This is a genomic window from Limnoglobus roseus (genome assembly GCF_008254045.1).
Taxonomy (GTDB): Bacteria; Planctomycetota; Planctomycetia; order Gemmatales; family Gemmataceae; genus Limnoglobus; species Limnoglobus roseus.
The window spans coordinates 6,254,748-6,273,662 of sequence record NZ_CP042425.1; the positions used below are offsets into that span (position 1 = coordinate 6,254,748).

At 65.6% G+C, this 18,915-nt stretch carries 14 protein-coding genes; 5 read left to right on the top strand and 9 right to left on the bottom strand.

The genetic code is table 11. The features are described 5' to 3' along the window. Positions 1-66 precede the first annotated feature (66 nt). Positions 67-1,272, bottom strand: a complete 1,206-nt coding sequence (locus PX52LOC_RS26425) for a DUF1559 family PulG-like putative transporter (RefSeq protein WP_149112901.1) — start codon at positions 1,270-1,272, stop codon at positions 67-69. Between the two features lie 297 nt (positions 1,273-1,569). Here PX52LOC_RS26425 and PX52LOC_RS26430 point away from each other — a divergent pair, with 297 nt between their 5' ends. The 3 genes from PX52LOC_RS26430 to PX52LOC_RS26440 all read left to right on the top strand — a co-directional run bounded on the left by PX52LOC_RS26430 (position 1,570) and on the right by PX52LOC_RS26440 (position 5,835). Beyond that, entirely contained in the window at positions 1,570-4,239 is a 2,670-nt protein-coding gene (locus tag PX52LOC_RS26430) for a tetratricopeptide repeat protein (RefSeq protein ID WP_149112902.1), read from the top strand. Between the two features lie 115 nt (positions 4,240-4,354). Beyond that, complete coding sequence (locus PX52LOC_RS26435; protein WP_168219215.1) at positions 4,355-5,032, top strand: LuxR C-terminal-related transcriptional regulator; 678 nt, start codon at positions 4,355-4,357, stop codon at positions 5,030-5,032. A 227-nt stretch (positions 5,033-5,259) separates the two neighbouring features. After that, positions 5,260-5,835, top strand: coding sequence for a sigma-70 family RNA polymerase sigma factor (locus tag PX52LOC_RS26440; protein ID WP_149112904.1), 576 nt, complete (start codon positions 5,260-5,262; stop codon positions 5,833-5,835). A 72-nt stretch (positions 5,836-5,907) separates the two neighbouring features. On the opposite strand, the gene PX52LOC_RS26445 is transcribed toward PX52LOC_RS26440, so the two are convergent. The 7 genes from PX52LOC_RS26445 to PX52LOC_RS26475 form a co-directional block, all read right to left on the bottom strand. Next, the gene (locus PX52LOC_RS26445; RefSeq protein ID WP_149112905.1) at positions 5,908-6,201 is read right to left on the bottom strand and encodes a hypothetical protein; all 294 of its coding nucleotides are present in this window, start codon (positions 6,199-6,201) and stop codon (positions 5,908-5,910) included. Between the two features lie 11 nt (positions 6,202-6,212). Next, positions 6,213-6,959 carry an ABC transporter permease gene (locus tag PX52LOC_RS26450; protein ID WP_149112906.1) on the bottom strand — a complete coding sequence of 249 codons (747 nt, stop codon included), beginning with the start codon at positions 6,957-6,959 and terminating at the stop codon, positions 6,213-6,215. Further along, positions 6,960-7,745 (bottom strand): ABC transporter ATP-binding protein, encoded by a 786-nt coding sequence (locus PX52LOC_RS26455; RefSeq protein ID WP_149115634.1) that lies wholly within the window; start codon positions 7,743-7,745, stop codon positions 6,960-6,962. Between the two features lie 63 nt (positions 7,746-7,808). Next, positions 7,809-8,366 (bottom strand): peptidylprolyl isomerase, encoded by a 558-nt coding sequence (locus PX52LOC_RS26460; protein WP_149112907.1) that lies wholly within the window; start codon positions 8,364-8,366, stop codon positions 7,809-7,811. Between the two features lie 494 nt (positions 8,367-8,860). After that, positions 8,861-12,316, bottom strand: a complete 3,456-nt coding sequence (locus PX52LOC_RS26465) for an efflux RND transporter permease subunit (protein WP_149112908.1) — start codon at positions 12,314-12,316, stop codon at positions 8,861-8,863. Between the two features lie 81 nt (positions 12,317-12,397). Next, positions 12,398-13,630, bottom strand: coding sequence for an efflux RND transporter periplasmic adaptor subunit (locus PX52LOC_RS26470; RefSeq protein WP_246173475.1), 1,233 nt, complete (start codon positions 13,628-13,630; stop codon positions 12,398-12,400). Positions 13,631-14,161: 531 nt separating this feature from the next. Beyond that, the gene (locus tag PX52LOC_RS26475; RefSeq protein WP_149112909.1) at positions 14,162-14,647 is read right to left on the bottom strand and encodes a general stress protein; all 486 of its coding nucleotides are present in this window, start codon (positions 14,645-14,647) and stop codon (positions 14,162-14,164) included. Between the two features lie 414 nt (positions 14,648-15,061). On the opposite strand from PX52LOC_RS26475, the gene PX52LOC_RS26480 reads away from it, so the two are divergent. Both PX52LOC_RS26480 and PX52LOC_RS26485 read left to right on the top strand, forming a co-directional pair. Then, complete coding sequence (locus PX52LOC_RS26480; RefSeq protein ID WP_168219216.1) at positions 15,062-16,423, top strand: cytochrome B6; 1,362 nt, start codon at positions 15,062-15,064, stop codon at positions 16,421-16,423. Between the two features lie 222 nt (positions 16,424-16,645). Further along, positions 16,646-18,127 (top strand): protein adenylyltransferase SelO, encoded by a 1,482-nt coding sequence (locus PX52LOC_RS26485; protein WP_149112911.1) that lies wholly within the window; start codon positions 16,646-16,648, stop codon positions 18,125-18,127. A gap of 142 nt (positions 18,128-18,269) precedes the next feature. Here PX52LOC_RS26485 and PX52LOC_RS40950 read toward each other — a convergent pair whose 3' ends face one another. Continuing rightward, positions 18,270-18,521 (bottom strand): hypothetical protein, encoded by a 252-nt coding sequence (locus PX52LOC_RS40950; protein WP_168219217.1) that lies wholly within the window; start codon positions 18,519-18,521, stop codon positions 18,270-18,272. Positions 18,522-18,915: the final 394 nt, after the last annotated feature.

Sequence of the window (18,915 nt, forward strand, 5' to 3'; positions counted from 1 at the left end):
GCGCGGGCCGGTCGGGCGACGGTGCCCCTCTCTTGGTTGGGAGGGGCGGGTTAACATTCGCCGAACTTACTCCGTGAAGTTGGCGTTGATTTGCTCGATCGGGGTGCACATCCGGCGGAAGGTGACCAAGTCCACGTCTTGGTTCACGAAGGTGACGTGGCCGTCGCCGAACAGGACGTTGGCGCCGTTGTTGTGGAAGCTGAACACTTCGTCGTTCGGGCCGCAGTTGTTCGTCCCCCACGGGCAGGTCGTCGGGCCGCCGAACGGGATGCTGTTGTTGTTGATGGCGCGCTGGGCCTTGTTGGCGAACGTGCCGGCGGCACCGCCGACCGTGCTGGTGTCGCCGTCCGGGCCGCTGACACCGTTGCCGCTGTCCGGCTCCGCCCACCGCCAGCCCTTGCGGAAGGCCGCCGGGCTGCCGACGCCGGGGGCGTACTTGATCGTGTTGAAGGTTTCGCTGCGGCCAACGTCTTCCGTCATGAACACGGTGTGCGACAGGCCGTCGATGACTTCACCCTGGCTCGGGCCTTCCATCCCGATCGCGCGGCGGTTGAACGTCGTAGTCGGGTTGCCGTTGGCGTCGAGGACGTAGTATTCGGTGCTGGTCGAAGCGCTATCGTTGGTCGTGGTGCTGCCGGCACCGGTGATGCCCCCGAACACGCCGCCGATGTTCTTGAGCGCGAGGGCGCCCGGAACCCGCCAGCTGTCCTTCGCCGCGCCGGAACCCCGCACGCTATCGGTCGCAACGCCACTGGTGTTGATGCTGACGTAGGCGATCGTTTGGTAATCGATGTAACCGTAGCCGGACGTGTCGAGGCCGTTCTTCGGCCGGATCGGGTTGGTCGGGCAGAGGAACGAGTTGATGGCCGTCTTGGCGGCGTTGGCCTGGGCCCCGGTCAGGGTCGTGTCGTCGTAGGTCTTTTGCAGGTCGAAGTTGGTGTACACGTCGTTCTGCTCCATGTACGGCAGGAGCAGAGTGAAAGTCGAGTGGATGGTGAAGGTCGTCTTGGCCGTCACGTCGTTCAACTTGTTGGTGTTCTGCACTTCGCCCGAGCTCGGGAAGCACTTGTTCGCGTCGTGGTACGAGTGCAGGGCCGTACCCATTTGCCGCAGGTTGTTCGCGCACTGGGCGCGGGCGGCGGCTTCGCGGGCCTTCTGGATCGCGGGGAGGAGCAGGCCGATCAGGATGCCGATGATCGCAATCACGACGAGGAGTTCGATCAAGGTGAAACCCTTGCGAACACCGGTCCGACGGGCAACTTGCCGTTGCATGTAACAAGCCTCTAGCGTTGCTCGCGGGAATTGGTTCAACGCTGTGTCGAACTCGGGCAATTGCCGCGAACTCAAAACAATTAGCGCTCGTACAGAAGATTTGACACGTCGAATCCGATGAAGCCCCGGTGAAGCTCTGGGGTAGAAAATCGCCCCGAGACCCGGGTTCACTCCCCGAACGTCGGTCGCCCACCCACTCACAAAATCTTCTCCGAAGATACTCTGGATTGAATCTGTCATTTTTTCGCGTCGACGATTATCTCTTAGTGGTCGATTCGATCCACCCGTTGTCACCCAATGGACTCAGCGATGCCGGCCGAGGGGAGTCTCAGTAGTCCATTCCTGTCGTCCGGCAGCCCGCCCAACGGAGCCTACGACTTTTACCGCGCCGGCGAGGAGGCCCTGCGTCGCCACGAGTACGACCGGGCCATGTCGGAATTCTCCCGGTGCCTGGCCGAGAACCCGAACCACGTCGAGGCGTACCAGCGGCGGGCGGAAGCGTGGCGGGCGCTCGGCCGGTACGAGGCCGCCATCGCCGACTACACGCAGGTCCTACACCTCCGCACGCCCGACGACCGCACGCTGCAAGGCCGCGGGATGCTCTACTCGTTCGTCGGCCGCTACCGGGACGCGGCGAACGACTTCACCGCGGTCATTGACCGCAACCCGACGGACGCTTCCTCGTACCTGAGCCGTGGCCAGGCGTACTCGCGAATGGGCGAGTTCCCGGCCGCCGTCACCGACTTCGCCAAGGCGATCGAACTTCGCCCCGGCCAGGCCGACACGTACCTCGAGCGCGGCACCGCCATCTTGTTAGCGGACGGCGATCTGAACTCGGCTGTGCAGGACTTCTCGCGGGCGATCCAACTCAACCCGTTCCTGGGCGGTGCCCTCGCCCGGCGCGCGGAGGCGTACCAGAAGCTTGGCCGGTCCGAACTCGCCGCCGCCGACCTGACGGAGGCCGTGCGGCTCGACCCTCTGAACCCGCAGCTGCTCGTCCTGCGGGCGGAGATCTTCGAGAAGACCGGGGCCATGTCGGCGGCCATGACCGACTACGCCTCCGCGTCCAAGCTCGACCCGTCGAACGCCAAGTTGCTGCTCAGTCAGTCGCGAATCCAGCGGTTGACGAACCAGCTCGAGGAGGCCGAGAAGACGCTGTCCGAGGCCGTGCGGATGGCCCCGGACAAGATCGATTTGATCCTCGCGCGGGCGGAACTGGCGTTCACCCTCGGCCGGTACGACGCGGCCCTGGCGGACTTTATGGACGTGGCCAAGCGGGTGCCCACGAACGCCGTCGCCCACCACGGCCAGGCCAGCGTCTACCTCGCCCGTGGCGACTACGAGCAGGCATTCCCGTTCGTGGACCGGGCCGTGCAACTCGATCCGAACCGGGCCGCGGCCGTCTTCGACCGTGCCCGGTGCCACTCAGCGTTCCGCAACTACGACGCCGCCTTCGCCGACGCGAACCGGGCCGTCGAACTCGACGCCGAGGTGCCCGCCCCGCGGAAGATGCGGACGGAACTCCACATCCGCGACGGCCGCCACGATGAGGCGTATGCGGACCTGGCCTTTTTGATCGCCAAGCAACCGCACGATGCCACATGGTACTACCTCCGCGGCGTACTGGAGTCGCGGCGGAACCGCCACACGGCGGCCGTAACGGACTTCACTCACGCGACGCGGTTGAACCCGAAGTATGCCGAGGCGTTCGCCGAGCGCGGCATCACCAACCGCGCACTGCGGAAGAACTGGGAGTCGTTCTGCGACTTCCTCCAAGCCGTGCAACTCGACGAGCGTTATTCGGTCGAGTATCTCGTCCAACGGGGCATCGTCCACGGCGCTCGCAAACAGTACAACCGCGCCAGAGCTGACTTCGCCATCGCGCTCCAACTCGACCCCGAGAACAAAGCGGCCCTCCGCGGCAAGGGCCTGATAACGGAGTTGATGAGCCAGGTCCGGTCGCCGGAGTCGGTGCTGGCCCACATGCCGGAGAAGGACTTGGTGACGCCGACTGAGAAAGCGATCCTCAGCGGGGCCGTCGAGGTCCCAAACCGGCGAAAGAAGAAGCATAAGAAGGCGAAGAAGAAAGTCCTCAAGAAGCACATCGGCACGCCCCGTCTGCCGCAGCCTCCGACTGAAGACATGATCGCCCAGCGGATGCTGGACGAAGAACCGATCGTTCCCGTCCAGTTGACCGAGAGTGACGCTGCTCCGGCGGGGCTGACCGAGACAACGCTCGACCAGCCAACCGCCCCGGTGGCCCCGCCGTCGGCGTCCGGCATTCGCAAGTCTCCGACGACCACACCGGCCAAACAGCCGACGGCACCGCTTATCAAGTTGCCGTCGTCAGCGTCGAAGTCCGTGGCGATGGCGAACCTCAAGACGCTCGCGAAAGCGCAGAAGAGCGCCACGAAGAAGCCCGGGCTCGCGAACTTGTTCGGCCTGCTCAACAGCGACCCGAAGGCGGCAAAGAAACCGCTCGGCAAGCAAGCCGCAGCCGACGCGGCCGCCGAGAAGAAGGAAAAGATCAAGCTCTACCTGAAGTACGCCCTCGTGCCGATCGGCTTCTTCCTGATGGGCTACACGCTGTACGACAACTTGGCCGGCCCGTCGATCAACGACGCTCTCGCACGGGGCGAAGCGGCCGGCTATCCGGTCAAAAACACCGCCACCGCCCCCGACCTCTGGCGAGAGTTTGCGAAGGATCTGCCGGGATCGAACAAGAAGTACGCGGAGAACTACATTCAGATTTCGGGCAAGCTGAAGAAGGTCATTAACACACAGTCGCGTGCCGCTTTCCTGCTCGAAACCCCGCACGCCACGCTCGGCGTCGAGTGCTTGATGCTCCAGCGGGATGACCTCGCGAAAGCGAAGGCTGGCGACGAGATCACGATCCAAGGCGAACTCCCTGAAGTACGCAAGGTGGATCAGAACCTCGTCGTGACCCAGTGCAAACTCCGGAAGTGAGGACCAGCGGCGTATGGTCCTTGAAAAGCCAATCGACCCCGACGCGGACCCGCTCATTCGACCTCTCGCCCCTACTTCGCCGAACGGAGCGAGTGCGTCGGACGGCCGAAAGCGGGTGGCAATCGTCGACGGCCAACCGGTCTTTCGACTCGGCTTCCGGGCACTCATCGCCAACGAGCCGGACCTGCACCTGATCGCCGAAGCGACCAACCTCGGCCAAGCTCAGCAATTACTCGCGGCTACGCCGTTCGACGTGCTGGTCTTGGAAATGGACCTGCCCGACGGCAACGGCCTCGACTTGCTCGCCGCCGGGGCCGGCACGCCGCGCCCGCCGCGGGCACTCGTGCTGACCGGCCTGAACGAAGACCCGTTCGCGCTCGCCGCCGTGGAAGCCGGTGCCCTGGGGTTTGTCGGGAAACATGAACCGGCCGAGGTCATCATTGCGGCCATCCGTCAGGTTCTCTCGCACCGCACGCACCTGCCGTCGAGGATTCTGGCCCGGCTCCTGCGGCAACACACCGGCCCGGACCCGGACTTGCGGGGCATCGGCCAACTGAGCACCCGCGAGAAGGAAGTCTTCTCGCTCCTCGGCGAGGGCCTGACGGCGAAGGAAATTGCCCGCAGGCTGGCCATGAGTGTACACACCGTAGACACGCACCGCGAGCGGATGAAGCGGAAACTCAAGGTCTCAAACGGGGCCGCCCTCACCCGCCAGGCGGTCGAGTGGCGGCTCCGCTACGACCTTGCGCGGCAGGCCGACTTCAACCGAAACGAGCGGCCGTCGCAGGTGTAGTGATTTTTTTGACAGCGTTGTCAGTCCCTTCGCGTCCCAGCATTCATCACCGCCGCGATACCGGGTTCCCGACCTGCTGTTTAAGATAACGCCTCGCGTTGCCGGGAAGGGAAGCCCGAACGTGATCGGCTCGCAGCCCTTCCTGACACGGACCGTGCCCCCAAGCCCGAACCGCGGGCCGCGACTGACACCGTTTTGAAGATTCACGAGTATCATGGTGCCCCCCGATGACGCTCCTGGCTTCGCCTCCCGCCCAGTCGTTGTTCGAGGATTACCGGCCGTTAGCCCTCAAGCTCGCGCGGCGCTACCGGGCCAAGGTTCCGACCTGGGTCGAGTTTGACGACCTCCATCAGGAGTGCAAGATCGCCTTGCTCCGGGCGGCGGCCCACTTCAACCCGGACCGCGGACACGCCTTCCCGTCCTATGCGGTGGTCGTCATCGGTCGGGCGGCCCGCGCGTTCGTCCGCCGCGAGTACAACCAAGGGTTCAGCGGGTTGGGCAAAGTGGCACCGGCCGCCGACCCGCAGGTGCGATTCCGCCGGTACGACGCGCTGTCCCTGGCCGATATCATCCCGGACGGCGGGGGGCCGCCTGCGGTATGGAAGCAAGAACGCTGGGATTACGTCCTCAAGTGCCTGACGAGCCGAGAGCGGCAGGTGGTCGAACTCCGGCTGTTCCGCGGTTCCTCGAACCGGGAGATCGGCGCGTCCCTCGGCATCGGCACGTCCCGCGTCCACTCCCTGTGGCAATCTGCCATCCGCCGAATCAAGGACTCCGTCCACGACATCTTCGACCGCCACTGACTTCGACGGAAGGTTCTCGCTCACGGCCGGGCGAGCTTTCGGAGGTACGATGTTTCTGGGTGGTGGCCTCGATCAGCGAGTTGAGCCGTAGCCGGTGGCCGGCTTGCCCTCGTGGCCGGCGCCGGTGGCGACGAGAGCAAGCCGGCTGCAAAAGCCGCTGGACGACCGCGAACTTCTGGGCGGCCCGCTTTTGTCGATGAGGTTGAGCCGGGAACCGCTACGGCACGAACGGGAGCGAGGGGAGGGACTGCCGCTTGAGGGCCGGTTCGTATCGTGGGGCTTCTTGAGGGTGACGAGGTGCCCCGCGTCCTCGAAGTACCCGTCCCGGCGGGCCGTCGCGCCGAGGACGGCGGCGGCGGCCTTCATGGCCACTCGGCTTAGACTTGAATCCGGGAAAACGCCCGCGCCCCGAGTGCCAGGAAGAGGGCGGCCACCGCGACGAGGACCGCGAGATCGGTCGCCACGCCGAAGTGCGACTGGCCGATGAGCGCGGCCCGCAGACCGTCCACCCCGTACGAGAGCGGGTCGAGTCGCGTAACGACCGTGAGCGCCGCCGGCAGGTTTGACAGGGGGTAGAGCGCGCCCGAGAGGAAGAAGATCGGCATCACCAGGAAGTTCATCACCAACTGGAACCCCTGCATGTCGCGGAGCGCCGACCCGATGATGGTGCCCAGCGCCGCGAACACGACGGCGATCAGGGCCATGAACAGGAAGCCCAGCAGAACCCCGCCCCAGTCGTGCGGGCGGAACCCGGCGATTAGGCAGACGGTCAAGACGAGCGTGCCCTGAATCAGCGCGGTCGTCGCCCCGCCGAGGGTGCGGCCGGCCATGATCTGGATCCGCGGCACCGGCGCGACGAGCGTCTCTTTCAGGAATCCGAACTGCCGGTCCCACAACAGGCCGACGCCCGAGAAGATCGACGAGAACAGGATCGTCATCCCGACGACACCGGGTGAGACGAACTGGATGTAGTCGCCTTGGCCGGCCTTCTCGAAGACCGGGCCGAGGCCGAACCCGAGGGCGAGCAGGTACATCAGCGGCTGGCCGAGAGAGGCGACGACTTGGGCGCGCGACCGCAGGTACCGCTTCAACTCCCGCAACCACAGGGCGAACACGACCGCCATTCACCGCCTCCACATCCGGGCCACCTGCCGCATCTGGTCGGCCGCGTTCGCGGACTCGTCGCGGATCGACGTGCCGGTCAGGGCGAGGAACGCCGCCTCCAGCGCGTCCGTGTTGGTCTGCTGCTTCAACTCGGCCGGGGTTCCCTGGGCGACGATCCGGCCGTGGTCGATGACCGCGATCCGGTGGGCGACCCGCTCCGCCTCGTCCATGTAGTGGGTGGTCAGGAAGACTGTGACGCCCTCCGCATCGTTCAGCCGCCGGACGTGGGTCCAGAGTTGATTGCGGCTCTGCGGATCAAGGCCCAGGGTCGGCTCGTCGAGGAACAGGATCTTCGGCGTGTGCAGGAAACTCCGCGCGATCTCCAGCCGCCGCTTCATGCCCCCGGAGAACGTCTTCACCCGCGTGTCCTTCCGGTCCCAGAGTTCGAACAGGGTGAGCAGCGACTGGGTCCGCGCGGCACGGGCCTTCCGAGGGACGTGGTAGAGGACGCCGTGCAGGTCCATGTTCTCGTAGGCGGTCAACTCCTGATCGAGACTGGGGTCCTGGAACACGATGCCGAACCGCCGGCGGGCCTCCAGCGGCCGGCCCGCCGGGTCGAGGCCGTCGATGGCGATCGCCCCGCTCGTCGGGCGGAGGAGCGTGGTCAGCATCTGGATGGTCGTCGTCTTGCCGGCCCCGTTCGGCCCGAGGAACGCGAAGATCTCGCCGGCGCGAACGTCGAACGAGACGCCGTCGACGGCCCGGACATCGCCGAACGTCTTGACCAGATTCTCGACGTGGATCACCGCCGCTCCTCCGAAGGCGTCCGGCGTGCCCGGCGAGGGCACGGCCGCGTCTCGGACGGCGAACTACTCGACCTTCCCACAATCGCTGATGGTGACCTTGGCCGACGTCTTCCCGTTCGGCGAGCCGACGGCTTCAATCTTCTTGATCACGTCGTACCCCTTCACGACCTGTCCGAACACGACGTGCTTGCCGTCGAGGTGGGGCGTCGCGGCGGTGCAGAGGAAGAACTGCGAGCCGTTCGTGTTCGGCCCGGCGTTCGCCATCGACAGGGTCCCGGGGCCGAAGTGTTTGCCCGCCTTGCCGGCGAAGGTTTCGTCGTCGAACCGCCCGCCGTAGATCGACTCACCGCCCCGGCCGTCGCCGCGGGTGAAGTCGCCCCCCTGGCACATGAAGTCCGGGATCACGCGGTGGAACGACGAGCCTTTGAAGGCGAGCGGCGTCCCCACCTTGCTCTTGGTGCCGACGCACAACTGCAGGAAGTTCTCGGCGGTCTTGGGGCAAGTGTCGGCGAACAACTCCATCTCGATCCGCCCCGCCGGCTTGTCGCCGATCGTGATGTCGAAGAACACGGTCGGATTCTTCGGGTTCACGGCGTGGAAGGGTTTGTAATCGTTAGCCATGGATATCCCTCGCTCGGGTGCTGTGGGTTGACCGCCTTCATTGTCCGGCCTGTTCGCGGAGCACGCGGGCAGGGCGGCAAGGCCGGCCAACAGGACGATTCCACGCAGGAGGATCACGGGCCTGTAACGCATGACGGTCTCCATGAGAAGAATCAGATCAGGAGATTATCGGTCCGCAAGAGGGGATGGCAAGGAAACCGCAATCGAGAGGGCCTTGAGAAAGGCCATTCCTGCGCCATCGGGCCAAGAGAAAAAGTCTCGCAACGATACGCCCGACTGTTTAGCCCAAAGGCCTGCCGCCATGAATGCCCCGCTTTCGTCTGGCCACGCTCGCACGCCGGTCGCGACAACCGAGGATGCCGGGGACTTCGGGTGTCGTGTGTTCACCGTGGGTCATTTCTCGACCCAGGAAGTAGTCCGACAGCATCCTTGCAGGTCGTGGAGCCGGCCGGCCCCAGGTTGCGAAGAGTGCCACGCGGGCCCGTGGCCAGTTGTCACGACACCCCGGCCAGGGTCGGGGCCGCTTCGAGCGGTATTGGCGAATCGTGGGCAACCACCTCTTGCTCTGGAGGGAGGGATTTCGTCTTCCGGCCGCCGAGCCACCGGACCACGTAGAAGAAAACCGGCGTCAGGACGATGCCGAACAGGGTCACGCCGATCATGCCGGCGAACACGGCCGTGCCGAGGGTCCTGCGCATCTCCGCCCCGGCCCCCTTGGCGACCACCAGCGGCACGACGCCGAGGATGAACGCCAGCGACGTCATGACGATGGGCCGCAGGCGGGCGACGGCCGCTTCGACGGCCGCGGCGTAAATGCTCGCCCCCTCCTGTTGGCGGTCGCGGGCGAACTCGACGATCAGGATCGCGTTCTTCGCCGCCAGGCCGACGAGCACCACGAACCCGACCTGCACGAAGATATTCACGTCCATGCCTGCCAGGGCCACGCCCGCAAGCGCGCTCAAGAGGCACATCGGAACTACCAGGATGACCGCCAGCGGCAACGACCAACTCTCGTACAACCCGGCCAGCACGAAGAACACCAGGACTACGCCGAGGACGAACGCGCTGAACGGGTTCTGCTGCAAGTCCCGCAGCGACTCCAGCCGGCCGGACTGCTTCTGCAGGTAGCTCAGCTCGGTCCACTCGTAGGTCATCGACTGCGGCAGTTCCTTGTCGGCCAGCCCTTCCATGACCGCTTGCACGTCGCCGACGCTCACGCCGGGGCGGCTGGCCCCGGCCACCGTCGCCGCCGGGAACATGTTGTACCGCGTGACGAACAGCGGCCCGCCGACGTCGTGGATGTCCAGCAGGGTGCCGAGCGGGACCATGTCGCCGTCGGCGTTACGGACCTTCAACTGCTTGACCGCGTCCGGGTCGATGCGGAATTTGGCGTCCGCCTGCACGTTCACCTGCCACGTCCGGCCGAAACGGTTGATGTCGTTCACGTAATACCCGCCGAGGTACACCTGCAGGGCGTCGAAGGCGTCCGACAGTGGCACCTTCATGGCCTTGCACTTCGTCCGGTCCACGTTGGCGAACAGTTGCGGCGTGTCGGCCCGCAGACTGCCGAACAAGCCCACGAGGCCGGGCTGCTTGTTCCCCTGCTCGGCCAGGTTCTCGGACTGCCCCTGGAGGGCGAGGTAGTCGGCGTCGCCGGTCGCCTGGACCATGAGCTTGAACCCGCCGGCGTTGCCCAGCCCGTCCACCGCTGGCGCGCCGAAGATGTTGATGCGGGCCTCCGGGATTTCGTCCTGGCACCGCTTGCGGAGCTGCGCGATCAGCGCGTCCACGTACTTGTCCGGGCCGTGGCGGTCGTGGAACGGGTCGAGTACGACAAACGCCGAACCGAGGTTCGGGCCGATGGCGTTCTGAATGAACGACCGGCCGGTGACGATGATCGTGCTGGCAATGCCGGGCGTCGTGCGGGCGATGCTCTCGAATTTTTCGGCCACCTCTACTGTTCGTTCCACCGAGGCCGAGTCGGGCAGTTGGATGTTGACCATGATCCGCCCCTTGTCCTGGGACGGGATGAATCCGGCCGGCACGCGGGTGAAGCCCCAACCGGTGAGGGCGATCAGGCCGGCGTAAGCAAGCAGCACGATGACGGCCAGCCGCAGGCTCTTACCCACGCCCCACCCGTAGGCCCGCGTGACGCGGTCGAACACCCAATTGAAGCCGCGGAAGAAGACAGCGAGGACGCGGTTGAGGGGCGGCACCACGACGTAGCCGACGATGCCGCCGGCGAGTGCCCCCGGCAGGAACGCCACGGCGTTCCCCACGCCGGCGGCGACGGTGGCCATCAGGCCGGTCGCGTCGGCCAAGCCAAGCCGCGTGACGACGGCAGGGGCGAAGTAACTCGCCGTCATGAGGCCGCCCGCAACGGCCCCGATCCACCACGGCAACGCCTCTTTGCCGTGGTGCCCGTGCCCGCGGCCAGCGAAGATGGCCGACGCCCGGGCCGGAGTCATGGTCATGGCGTTGATCGCCGAGATGATCATGGAGGCCGAGATCGTGAGGGCGAACTGCCGGTAGAACTGGCCGGTGATGCCGCCCAGGAACGCACTCGGCAGGAGCACCGAACTGAGCACGAGCGTGATGGCCACGATCGGCCCCGTAATCTCACTCATCGCCCGGATGGTAGCCTCGCGGACGGGTAGTCCCTTCTCCAGCCACCGCTCGATGTTCTCGAGCACCACAATGGCGTCGTCCACGACGATGCCGATAGCTAGCACCAGGCCGAACAGCGTCAGGTTGTTCAGACTGAAGCCCATGAGCTTCATGACGGCCAGCGTGCCGACCAGCGACACGACCACGTCGATCAGCGGCAGGAACACCGACTTCCAGTCCTGGAGGAACAAGAGCACCACGATCGCGACCAGAATGACCGCGTCGCGAAGGGTGTGGCCGACCTCCTTCACCGACTCCTCGATGAACGGCGTCGTGTCGTACACGGCCGCCCACTTCAGGCCGACCGGGAACCGCGCTTCCAACTCCCGCATCTTTTTCTTCACCGCCTCGGCCGTGTCGAGCGCGTTGGATCCCGGCAACTGGAAGACGCCGAGGCCGACGGACGGGCGGCCGTCGAGGCGGTAGCCGACGTCCTGGGTCTTGGCCCCCAACTCGACTCGGGCCACGTCCCGCAGGTACGTCACCTCGCCGTCGGCCCCGGTGCCGAGGACGATCTCGCCGAACTGCTCCGGCTCGACCAGTCGGCCGAGGACGCGGATGGGGAACTGGAACTGTTGCCCCCGCGGCACCGGTGCCTGGCCGATCTGCCCGGCCGCCACCTGCACGTTCTGCTCGCGGAGCACGCGGACCACATCGCCGGCCGCCAGCCCGCGGGACGCGAGCTTGTCGGGGTCCACCCACACCCGCATGCTGTAGTCTTGGTTGCCGAACACGAGCACGTCGCCGACGCCCTCGACGCGGGCCAAGTGGTCGAGCACGTTGATGGTGGCGTAGTTGCTGACGTACAACTGGTCGTGGTACGGCTTGCCGGTGACCGGGTTATCCTCGGGGTAGAGGCTGACGATCATCAGGATGTCCGGCGACCGCTTCTTGACCGTCACGCCGACCGCCTTCACGACGTCCGGCAGCGTCGGCTGGGCGACGGCTATGCGGTTCTGCACGAGAACCTGGGCCATGTTCAGGTCGGTGCCGAGTTCGAACGTCACGTCCAGCGTGTACGTCCCGTCGTTGCTACTCTGCGACTGCATGTACAGCATGCCCTCGACGCCGTTGATCTGCTGCTCGATGGGGGCCGCCACGGTGTCGGCGAGGACGGCGGCGCTCGCCCCGGGGTACGACGCGCTCACGCGAACGACCGGTGGCGTGATGGACGGGTATTGCGCGATCGGCAGCAAGACGCCGGCAATCCCGCCGAACAGGACGATGACGATGGAGATCACCCACGCCAGAATCGGCCGATCGATGAAGAACCGTGCGAGCATGAAAATGCGTTCCGGGGGAGGAGGTTGTTTGGCGGGTGGGGTGCTTCAGCCTCCCGCTCGCCGGGTGCGGAGTGACGGACGCTACTTCGCAGCGGGTGCCGGGGGAGCCGGAACGGCGGGCAGGGGCGACTCGTGAGGCGGCACGGGCATGTCCACCAGCTTCGGCTCGACCACGATGCCGGGCCGGACCCGTTGGAGGCCGTTGACGATCACCCGCTCGTCGGCCTTCAACCCGAGCTCGACGGCCCGTAGGCCGTCGTGGATCGCGCCGAGCCGGACGGGGCGGGAGACGACCTCGTTCTTGTCGTTGACGGTGTAGACGACTTTCTGCCCCTGGTTGGTTTCGATCGCCCGGTCGGTAACGAGCAATGCCGGGTGGGGATCGCCGAGCGGGATGCGGACGCGGACGAACAGGCCGGGCGTGAGGAAGCCGTCGGGGTTCGGGAAGATGGCCCGGACGCGGATGGTGCCGGTCTTCGGGTTAAGTTGCACGTCCACGAAGTCGAGCGTGCCCTGGTGCGGGAACCCGTCCTCGGTGGCCAGCCCCATGAACACCGGCCGGTTGCCGTCCGGCTTGTCGGCCGACGCCTTGTTCGCCCGTTGGACCTCGCGGCCGAGGAGCAGGGTCCGCTCGTCCACGTCGAAGTAGACGTACATCTTGTCGCCCGACACGATCGTGGTCAGCAGCGTGCCGCCAGCCGCCTCGCCAGACTGCACGAGGTTGCCGGCGGTGATCATCGTCCGGCTGGCGTGGCCGCCGATGGGTGCCACGACGCGGGTAAAATCGAGGTTCAGTCGGGCCGTGTCGCGGGCGGCGATGGCGCTGGCCACGCTGGCGTCGGCCTCGGCCTTTTCGCCGGCCACGCGGTCGACTTCCTCCCGGCTGGCCGCCCCGCCGAGCTTCGAGATGCGGTCGAAGTCCCGTCGCAACCGTTCCGCCTTCGCCTGGGCCTGGACCAAACTCGCCTCGGCTTGTGCGAGGGCTGCCTTGTAAGTCCGCGGGTCAATCTCGTAAAGCACGTCGCCCTTCTTGACAGGCCCGCCCTCCTTAAAATTGACCTTGTCCAGGTACCCGAACACGCGGGCCCGAACCTCGACCGAATCGACAGCCGCCGTCCGACCGGAGAAGTCGGCGTAGTTGGCCACTAGTCGCTCGACCGGGCGGCTCACCGTTACGACCGTCGGAACCGTAACAGGGGAGGAGGCCGGTTTCGCGCAGCCGGTGGCGATCATTCCGATCAGAGACATCGTCAACAATCGGCGGTCGATCACGGCCCGAACGCATCGATCGACCGTCACCTGAAACAACGGCATGTGAAGCATTCCTCATCCACGACCGGGGCGGGCGGGGCCGTTCGGGACCATGATTCGAGTTGCAAGCGCGGCGGAAGTCGTTCTCCCCTCACGATACCCGTCGTCTGCCCCTTTCTTACACCCTGAGGGCACGGACCGGCCTCACCGCGGGGCCGGTGCGAGCCAGCAGGGAATCTGGTACTGGCATTTCCCATCCCTGGCTTCCAGACAGCCATTTGCACCACCCGGCCTCAACCGCGCGCCCGGTGGTCGGAATACGGCTGCGACAATCGACGGTTCGACCGAGTGACCGGTCGCGAATTCCGGCGCGTTTTCGGCTTAGACCGTTCCACAATTGATTCAGGAATTCTGGCCACTTTCTCTCATCATTTCGTCGTCGCTTCGCGAAGTAAGCATACTCGTCGTTGTCGGCAGTGTTCGCGTCGCGCTGCTTTTCCGTGCTCATCATCGCCTCCGGGGCGAGGTAAACAAAGCAGCGAGGCGTCACCACCTCGCTGCCAGATCATCAGAACTCTGTGACACATCGCCGGCTCACACGGCCGGAGTCATCACCCGGTCGTAGGTCCGGTGCCGCGCGAACACGTCGCGGGCGCGATTGGTGTCGCCGTCATCGTGTACGGTCACGAGGTATCGACCGGCAGCAACTTCACCTTCGTAATACTTGGCGTCGGATTCCGACAGCCCCCACCCGGTCAACGCCCCGACCAACCCGATGGCAGCGGCTCCGCCCGCGGCGTTGAGCAAGGCCGTTCCCAGCCACCCCAAGGCAATGACCGGCCCGAGAACGGGAATCACACCCGTCATTAAGCCGATAGTCACAGCGGCACCGCCGACGGCCCCAGCGGCAGCCCCAACGGCGGCTCCTTCCCCCGTACTCTCCGCGGTTGCCTCGTCAGCGGCCCCGTTCCGACCGACCAAACTAATCTGCGCGTCGGTATACCCGGCGGCCTTCAGGTCGCGGACGGCAGCTTCGGCGGCGCTGCGGGTTTCGAAGACGCGAACGATAGACGTGCCCATAGCAAAACTCCTTCGAGAGAGATAGGATTGCGAGCGGATCACGGGCAAAGGACGGACAGCACACCGCGTGCCAGAGACGGTTTTGGCACCGCGAGTGACTCGTCCGCGGCGAGATCTTGGTTGTCGGCGATGATGGTGATCGAGGGTGTGCGAGGATCAGCCCCGCAACTTTCGAATTTGCCACTCCGGTCATGAATTCTTGCCTGACACCAACTCGACAGTTGTCGCCGACGATCTGGCCGGTTAGAGTTCTCTTCCAGTCGGCACACACGTCCGAGACGTGCTGACGTCGGGAAACGCTCCGGTCCACGATCCGACGTTTCCCGACCGGCTCGGCACAGTTTTTGATGGTTCGCTCTCCCATCCTCCGTGCGAATGGGTCGTTGGTCCAAACCTTCGATGAAGGAGTTTCCCATGCGGTATTCGTCTCTCCCTCGACGCTACTGGGTCGCCGGCATTGCGGCCGCCGTCGGCCTGCTCGCAGTTGCGACAGCCGCCGAAGAATCCCTCCCCGCGCTGATTCAGCGGCTTCAAGAGGAGAAACCCAAGTTCGCGACCCGCCAGCAAGCCATGCTCGCCGATCGATACGATCTGGCCGACCGTCCCGCGAAGGACGTAACCATGTCGCGGGGCAAGCCGACGCAAGGGGGCGTTCGAGTGAAGTTGCCCGCCGACATGACGTGGGACAAACTCGCCGCAATGACGCCGGCGGACGTCAAGGAGAAGGGCCTGTGGCCGGCGGGTTTCTTGCCGTTGCCCCACCCGCATCACGAAGCCGGCGGGATGATCTTCCCCAAGTTCCTCATCGACGAAACGAAGAAGCAGACCGACCGCGACCTGACCCGGTTCGACCTCGACTTCGACCTGCCCGATCACCTTTTGCCCGAGTTCCCCGCGGCGATTTACCTGACGACCCGCCCGGACCTGGGCGACGTGTCGAAGGGGAAGCTGGTGACGTTGGCCAACTTCAACGAACTGTTCAAGGACGCGCTTAACCCGAAACAACTGGAGGGTCTGCGACTGCTCGTGACGCCGTTCCCGCAGCAGCAATTCAATGCGACCGAGGACCGCCGCAGCGCGAAGGCCCACCAGGGCGTGGCCTGCTTCGACTGCCACGCCAACGGCCACACTAATGCCTCGACGCACACCGTCGGCGACATCCGGCCGAACGAACACCGCCACCGGATCGACACACCATCACTGCGGGGCGTGAACGTGCAACGCTTGTTCGGCTCGCAGCGGGCGCTCAAGACGATCGAGGACTTCACGGAATTCGAACAGCGGGCAGCGTACTTCGACGGCATCCCGGCGGACGCGGCGAAGAAGGGCACGAACGTCCTCGAACGCGGCAGCCAGGTCCACTTCATGGCCGAGTTCCAGGCGTTGCTCGACTTCCCGCCGGCCCCCAAGCTCAACGTCTTTGGCAAGCTCGATAAGTCGAAGGCGACCGAGGCCGAGTTGCGCGGCCAAGAGGTGTTCTTCGGCAAAGGTCAGTGTGCGACCTGCCACGTCCCGCCGTACTATACCGACAACCTCATGCACAACCTGAAGGTCGAGCGGTTCTTCAAGGAGGTCACGGTGAACGGCCGGAAGGCGTCGGCGGACGGGCCGATCAAGACGTTCCCGCTCCGTGGCATCAAGGACTCTCCGCCATACCTGCACGACGACCGATTGCTGACGCTGGAAGACACGGTCGAGTTCTTCAACCTCGTCCTGGAGTTGAAGCTGAGCGCCCAGGAGAAGGATGATCTCGTGGCGTTCATGCGGGCACTGTAGCCGTGCTGGGCCGATGGGAGGGCGTCGCCCAAACGCCGACCATCTTCCAGCGAGTCGGTGGACAAGCGATGAGAGGGTGTACCCTCTCATCGCTTTCTCGTTGAACCGGCCCTTTCCATCACCGCCGAAGGCAAACATCCGACCTCACGCTCCCCCAGTGGCGTCGGCCAGCATCCACCCAGTTATAATTGGGGGAAGCCCGAGTTTGGCTGGAGGAACGGAATGGCACATCCGACCGCATCGGTCGCGGATCACGACGCCGTCGGCTGGCGGTTCGACAACACGTACGCGCGGCTGCCGGAGGCCCTTCACACCCCGGCTAACCCGACGGCCGTGCGAGAGCCGAAACTCGCGATCCGGAACGAGCGGTTGGCGGAAGAACTCGGCCTGAACCTCGGCTCGATGCCACCCGCATTTGCGGCGGCCGTACTCGCGGGGCAGGACTTGCCGGGCGGTTCCCTTCCGATTGCGCAGGCCTACGCCGGACACCAGTTCGGCGGCTTCACCATGCTCGGCGACGGCCGGGCCATTCTGTTGGGCGAGCACCGAACCCCTTCGGGTCAACTCGTCGACATTCAGTTCAAGGGGGCGGGCCGGACCCGGTTCTCGCGCGGGGGCGATGGCCGGGCCGCTCTCGGACCGATGCTCCGCGAGTACGTCATCAGCGAGGCGATGGCCGCGCTCGGCATCCCCACCACGCGAAGCCTCGCGGTCGTCACAACCGGAGAACCCGTCTACCGAGGGACCGCCTTGCGAGGGGCGGTCCTCACCCGCGTTGCCGCCAGTCACATTCGGGTGGGGACGTTCGAGTACGCGGCCCGCCGCGACGGGCCGACGCTCAGGGCGCTGGCCGACTACGCGATCGACCGACACGATCCTGAACTGGCGACCGCGCCGCAGAAATATCGGGAATTCTTCCGTGCGGTTGCGGACCGGCAGGCCGCGCTCGTCGCCCGGTGGCAACTCGTCGGCTTCATCCACGGGGTGATGAACACGGACAACATGGCGATCTCCGGCGAGACGATCGACTACGGCCCGTGCGCGTTCATGAACGCCTACGACCCGGCGACGGTGTTCAGTTCAATCGATCACGGCGGCCGGTACGCCTACGGCAACCAGCCCAACATCGCGCAGTGGAACCTGGCCCGCCTCGCCGAGACGCTGTTGCCGCTGTTGGATGCCGACTCGGAAAAGGCCATCGCGTTCGCGATGGAGGTTCTGGAGGCATTCCCCACCGTCTTCGGGCAACACTGGCTCGCCGGGATGCGCCAGAAGTTGGGCCTTCAAACGGAGGAGGTCGGCGACGCCGAGTTGATTCAGGCGCTGTTGAGTTGGATGCGGCAAACCCGCGCCGACTTCACGAACACCTTCCGCGACCTGTCGTCGGACGAGATGCCCGCCGGGGAACAGTACAACGACGAACGCTTCCAAAGCTGGCACGCCCAGTGGAAAGATCGACTCGGGCGTGAGGGCCGGCCGGCCGGCTCGGTTGCCGAACGGATGCGGTCCGTCAACCCGGCCGTCATTCCGCGGAACCATCGCGTCGAGGAGGCATTGTCCGCGGCCGAGGAACGCGACGACCTGACGGCGTTGCACCGACTTCTGGCGGCGTTGGCAGCGCCGTTTGAAGCGAGGCCCGATCGGGAAGGGTACCAAACGGCACCGCCCGACGACGGCCGTTACCGGACGTTCTGCGGGACGTAAGTTCGGTGCCCGCGTGTAGTCCGACTCTCGTGGTCCACCCCGTTCAAATCGGGGCGAACGACTGAGGCGTCTTCCAGATCAGCCGCCTCGCGGCCAGCCGTCGAGTTAGCTGACTCGGTGGAAGTCGGCGGACATGACCTCGTTACCCGGCGCGGGTGGCGGCACCGGCGAACTCGACCTCGACCCACGCGAACGGTGGCGCGTGCGACACGGCCGTAACGAGCACGATGCCGGCGTCTTGGTCCGGCAATGCGACCCGCACCTGCCGGCCCGGGAACAGGTCCATCCGGTCGCACTCCTCGATCGACACCCGCAGCCGCGCGGCCCGCCCGTTCACCGCGAAGAAGGCGTACAGCAATTCCGTCCCGATACTCACCAAGCCCGTCCCACGCATACTCGTTCTCCCCGCGATTCGGTCCGAACCCCGACTGTTGCAGCGCCCGCCCCGCATCACAATGACGGGCGGTCAGATCGGGCGACTCGCCGTCCCCGGTCGCGCGACCTCTCCGATAGAACCGGTAGAAGCGTTCTGACACCACCCTGCGATCACCCCTCGGTGTCGCTGATAAGGCACGCGACCCGAGTGCATAGGCCGAGGCACTGGTGCCGACGGCTCGACGACCCGATCGGAGAGTTCAGTCGCGGGCAGAGCGAAGGCGGTACAGATTGCATCGGGTACCGTCACTGGACTGCGTGGCAGAGTTGGCGAATTTCTTTGGGTGGTCGTCAAGCAAGCGTTGATGTGACGCCCATGTGGAAGTAAGTTCTGAAAGTGATGCCCAAAGTGA

Excerpts from the sequence above, each read along its gene's own strand:
- PX52LOC_RS26485 (WP_149112911.1), top strand. The coding sequence starts at position 16,646 with ATGGCACATCCGACCGCATCGGTCGCGGATCACGACGCCGTCGGCTGG.
- PX52LOC_RS26470 (WP_246173475.1), bottom strand. The coding sequence starts at position 13,630 with ATGCCGTTGTTTCAGGTGACGGTCGATCGATGCGTTCGGGCCGTGATC.
- PX52LOC_RS26475 (WP_149112909.1), bottom strand. The coding sequence starts at position 14,647 with ATGGGCACGTCTATCGTTCGCGTCTTCGAAACCCGCAGCGCCGCCGAA.
- PX52LOC_RS26430 (WP_149112902.1), top strand. The coding sequence starts at position 1,570 with ATGGACTCAGCGATGCCGGCCGAGGGGAGTCTCAGTAGTCCATTCCTG.
- PX52LOC_RS26425 (WP_149112901.1), bottom strand. The coding sequence starts at position 1,272 with ATGCAACGGCAAGTTGCCCGTCGGACCGGTGTTCGCAAGGGTTTCACC.
- PX52LOC_RS26445 (WP_149112905.1), bottom strand. The coding sequence starts at position 6,201 with ATGAAGGCCGCCGCCGCCGTCCTCGGCGCGACGGCCCGCCGGGACGGG.
- PX52LOC_RS40950 (WP_168219217.1), bottom strand. The coding sequence starts at position 18,521 with ATGCGTGGGACGGGCTTGGTGAGTATCGGGACGGAATTGCTGTACGCC.
- PX52LOC_RS26480 (WP_168219216.1), top strand. The coding sequence starts at position 15,062 with ATGCGGTATTCGTCTCTCCCTCGACGCTACTGGGTCGCCGGCATTGCG.
- PX52LOC_RS26465 (WP_149112908.1), bottom strand. The coding sequence starts at position 12,316 with ATGCTCGCACGGTTCTTCATCGATCGGCCGATTCTGGCGTGGGTGATC.
- PX52LOC_RS26440 (WP_149112904.1), top strand. The coding sequence starts at position 5,260 with ATGACGCTCCTGGCTTCGCCTCCCGCCCAGTCGTTGTTCGAGGATTAC.
- PX52LOC_RS26460 (WP_149112907.1), bottom strand. The coding sequence starts at position 8,366 with ATGGCTAACGATTACAAACCCTTCCACGCCGTGAACCCGAAGAATCCG.
- PX52LOC_RS26450 (WP_149112906.1), bottom strand. The coding sequence starts at position 6,959 with ATGGCGGTCGTGTTCGCCCTGTGGTTGCGGGAGTTGAAGCGGTACCTG.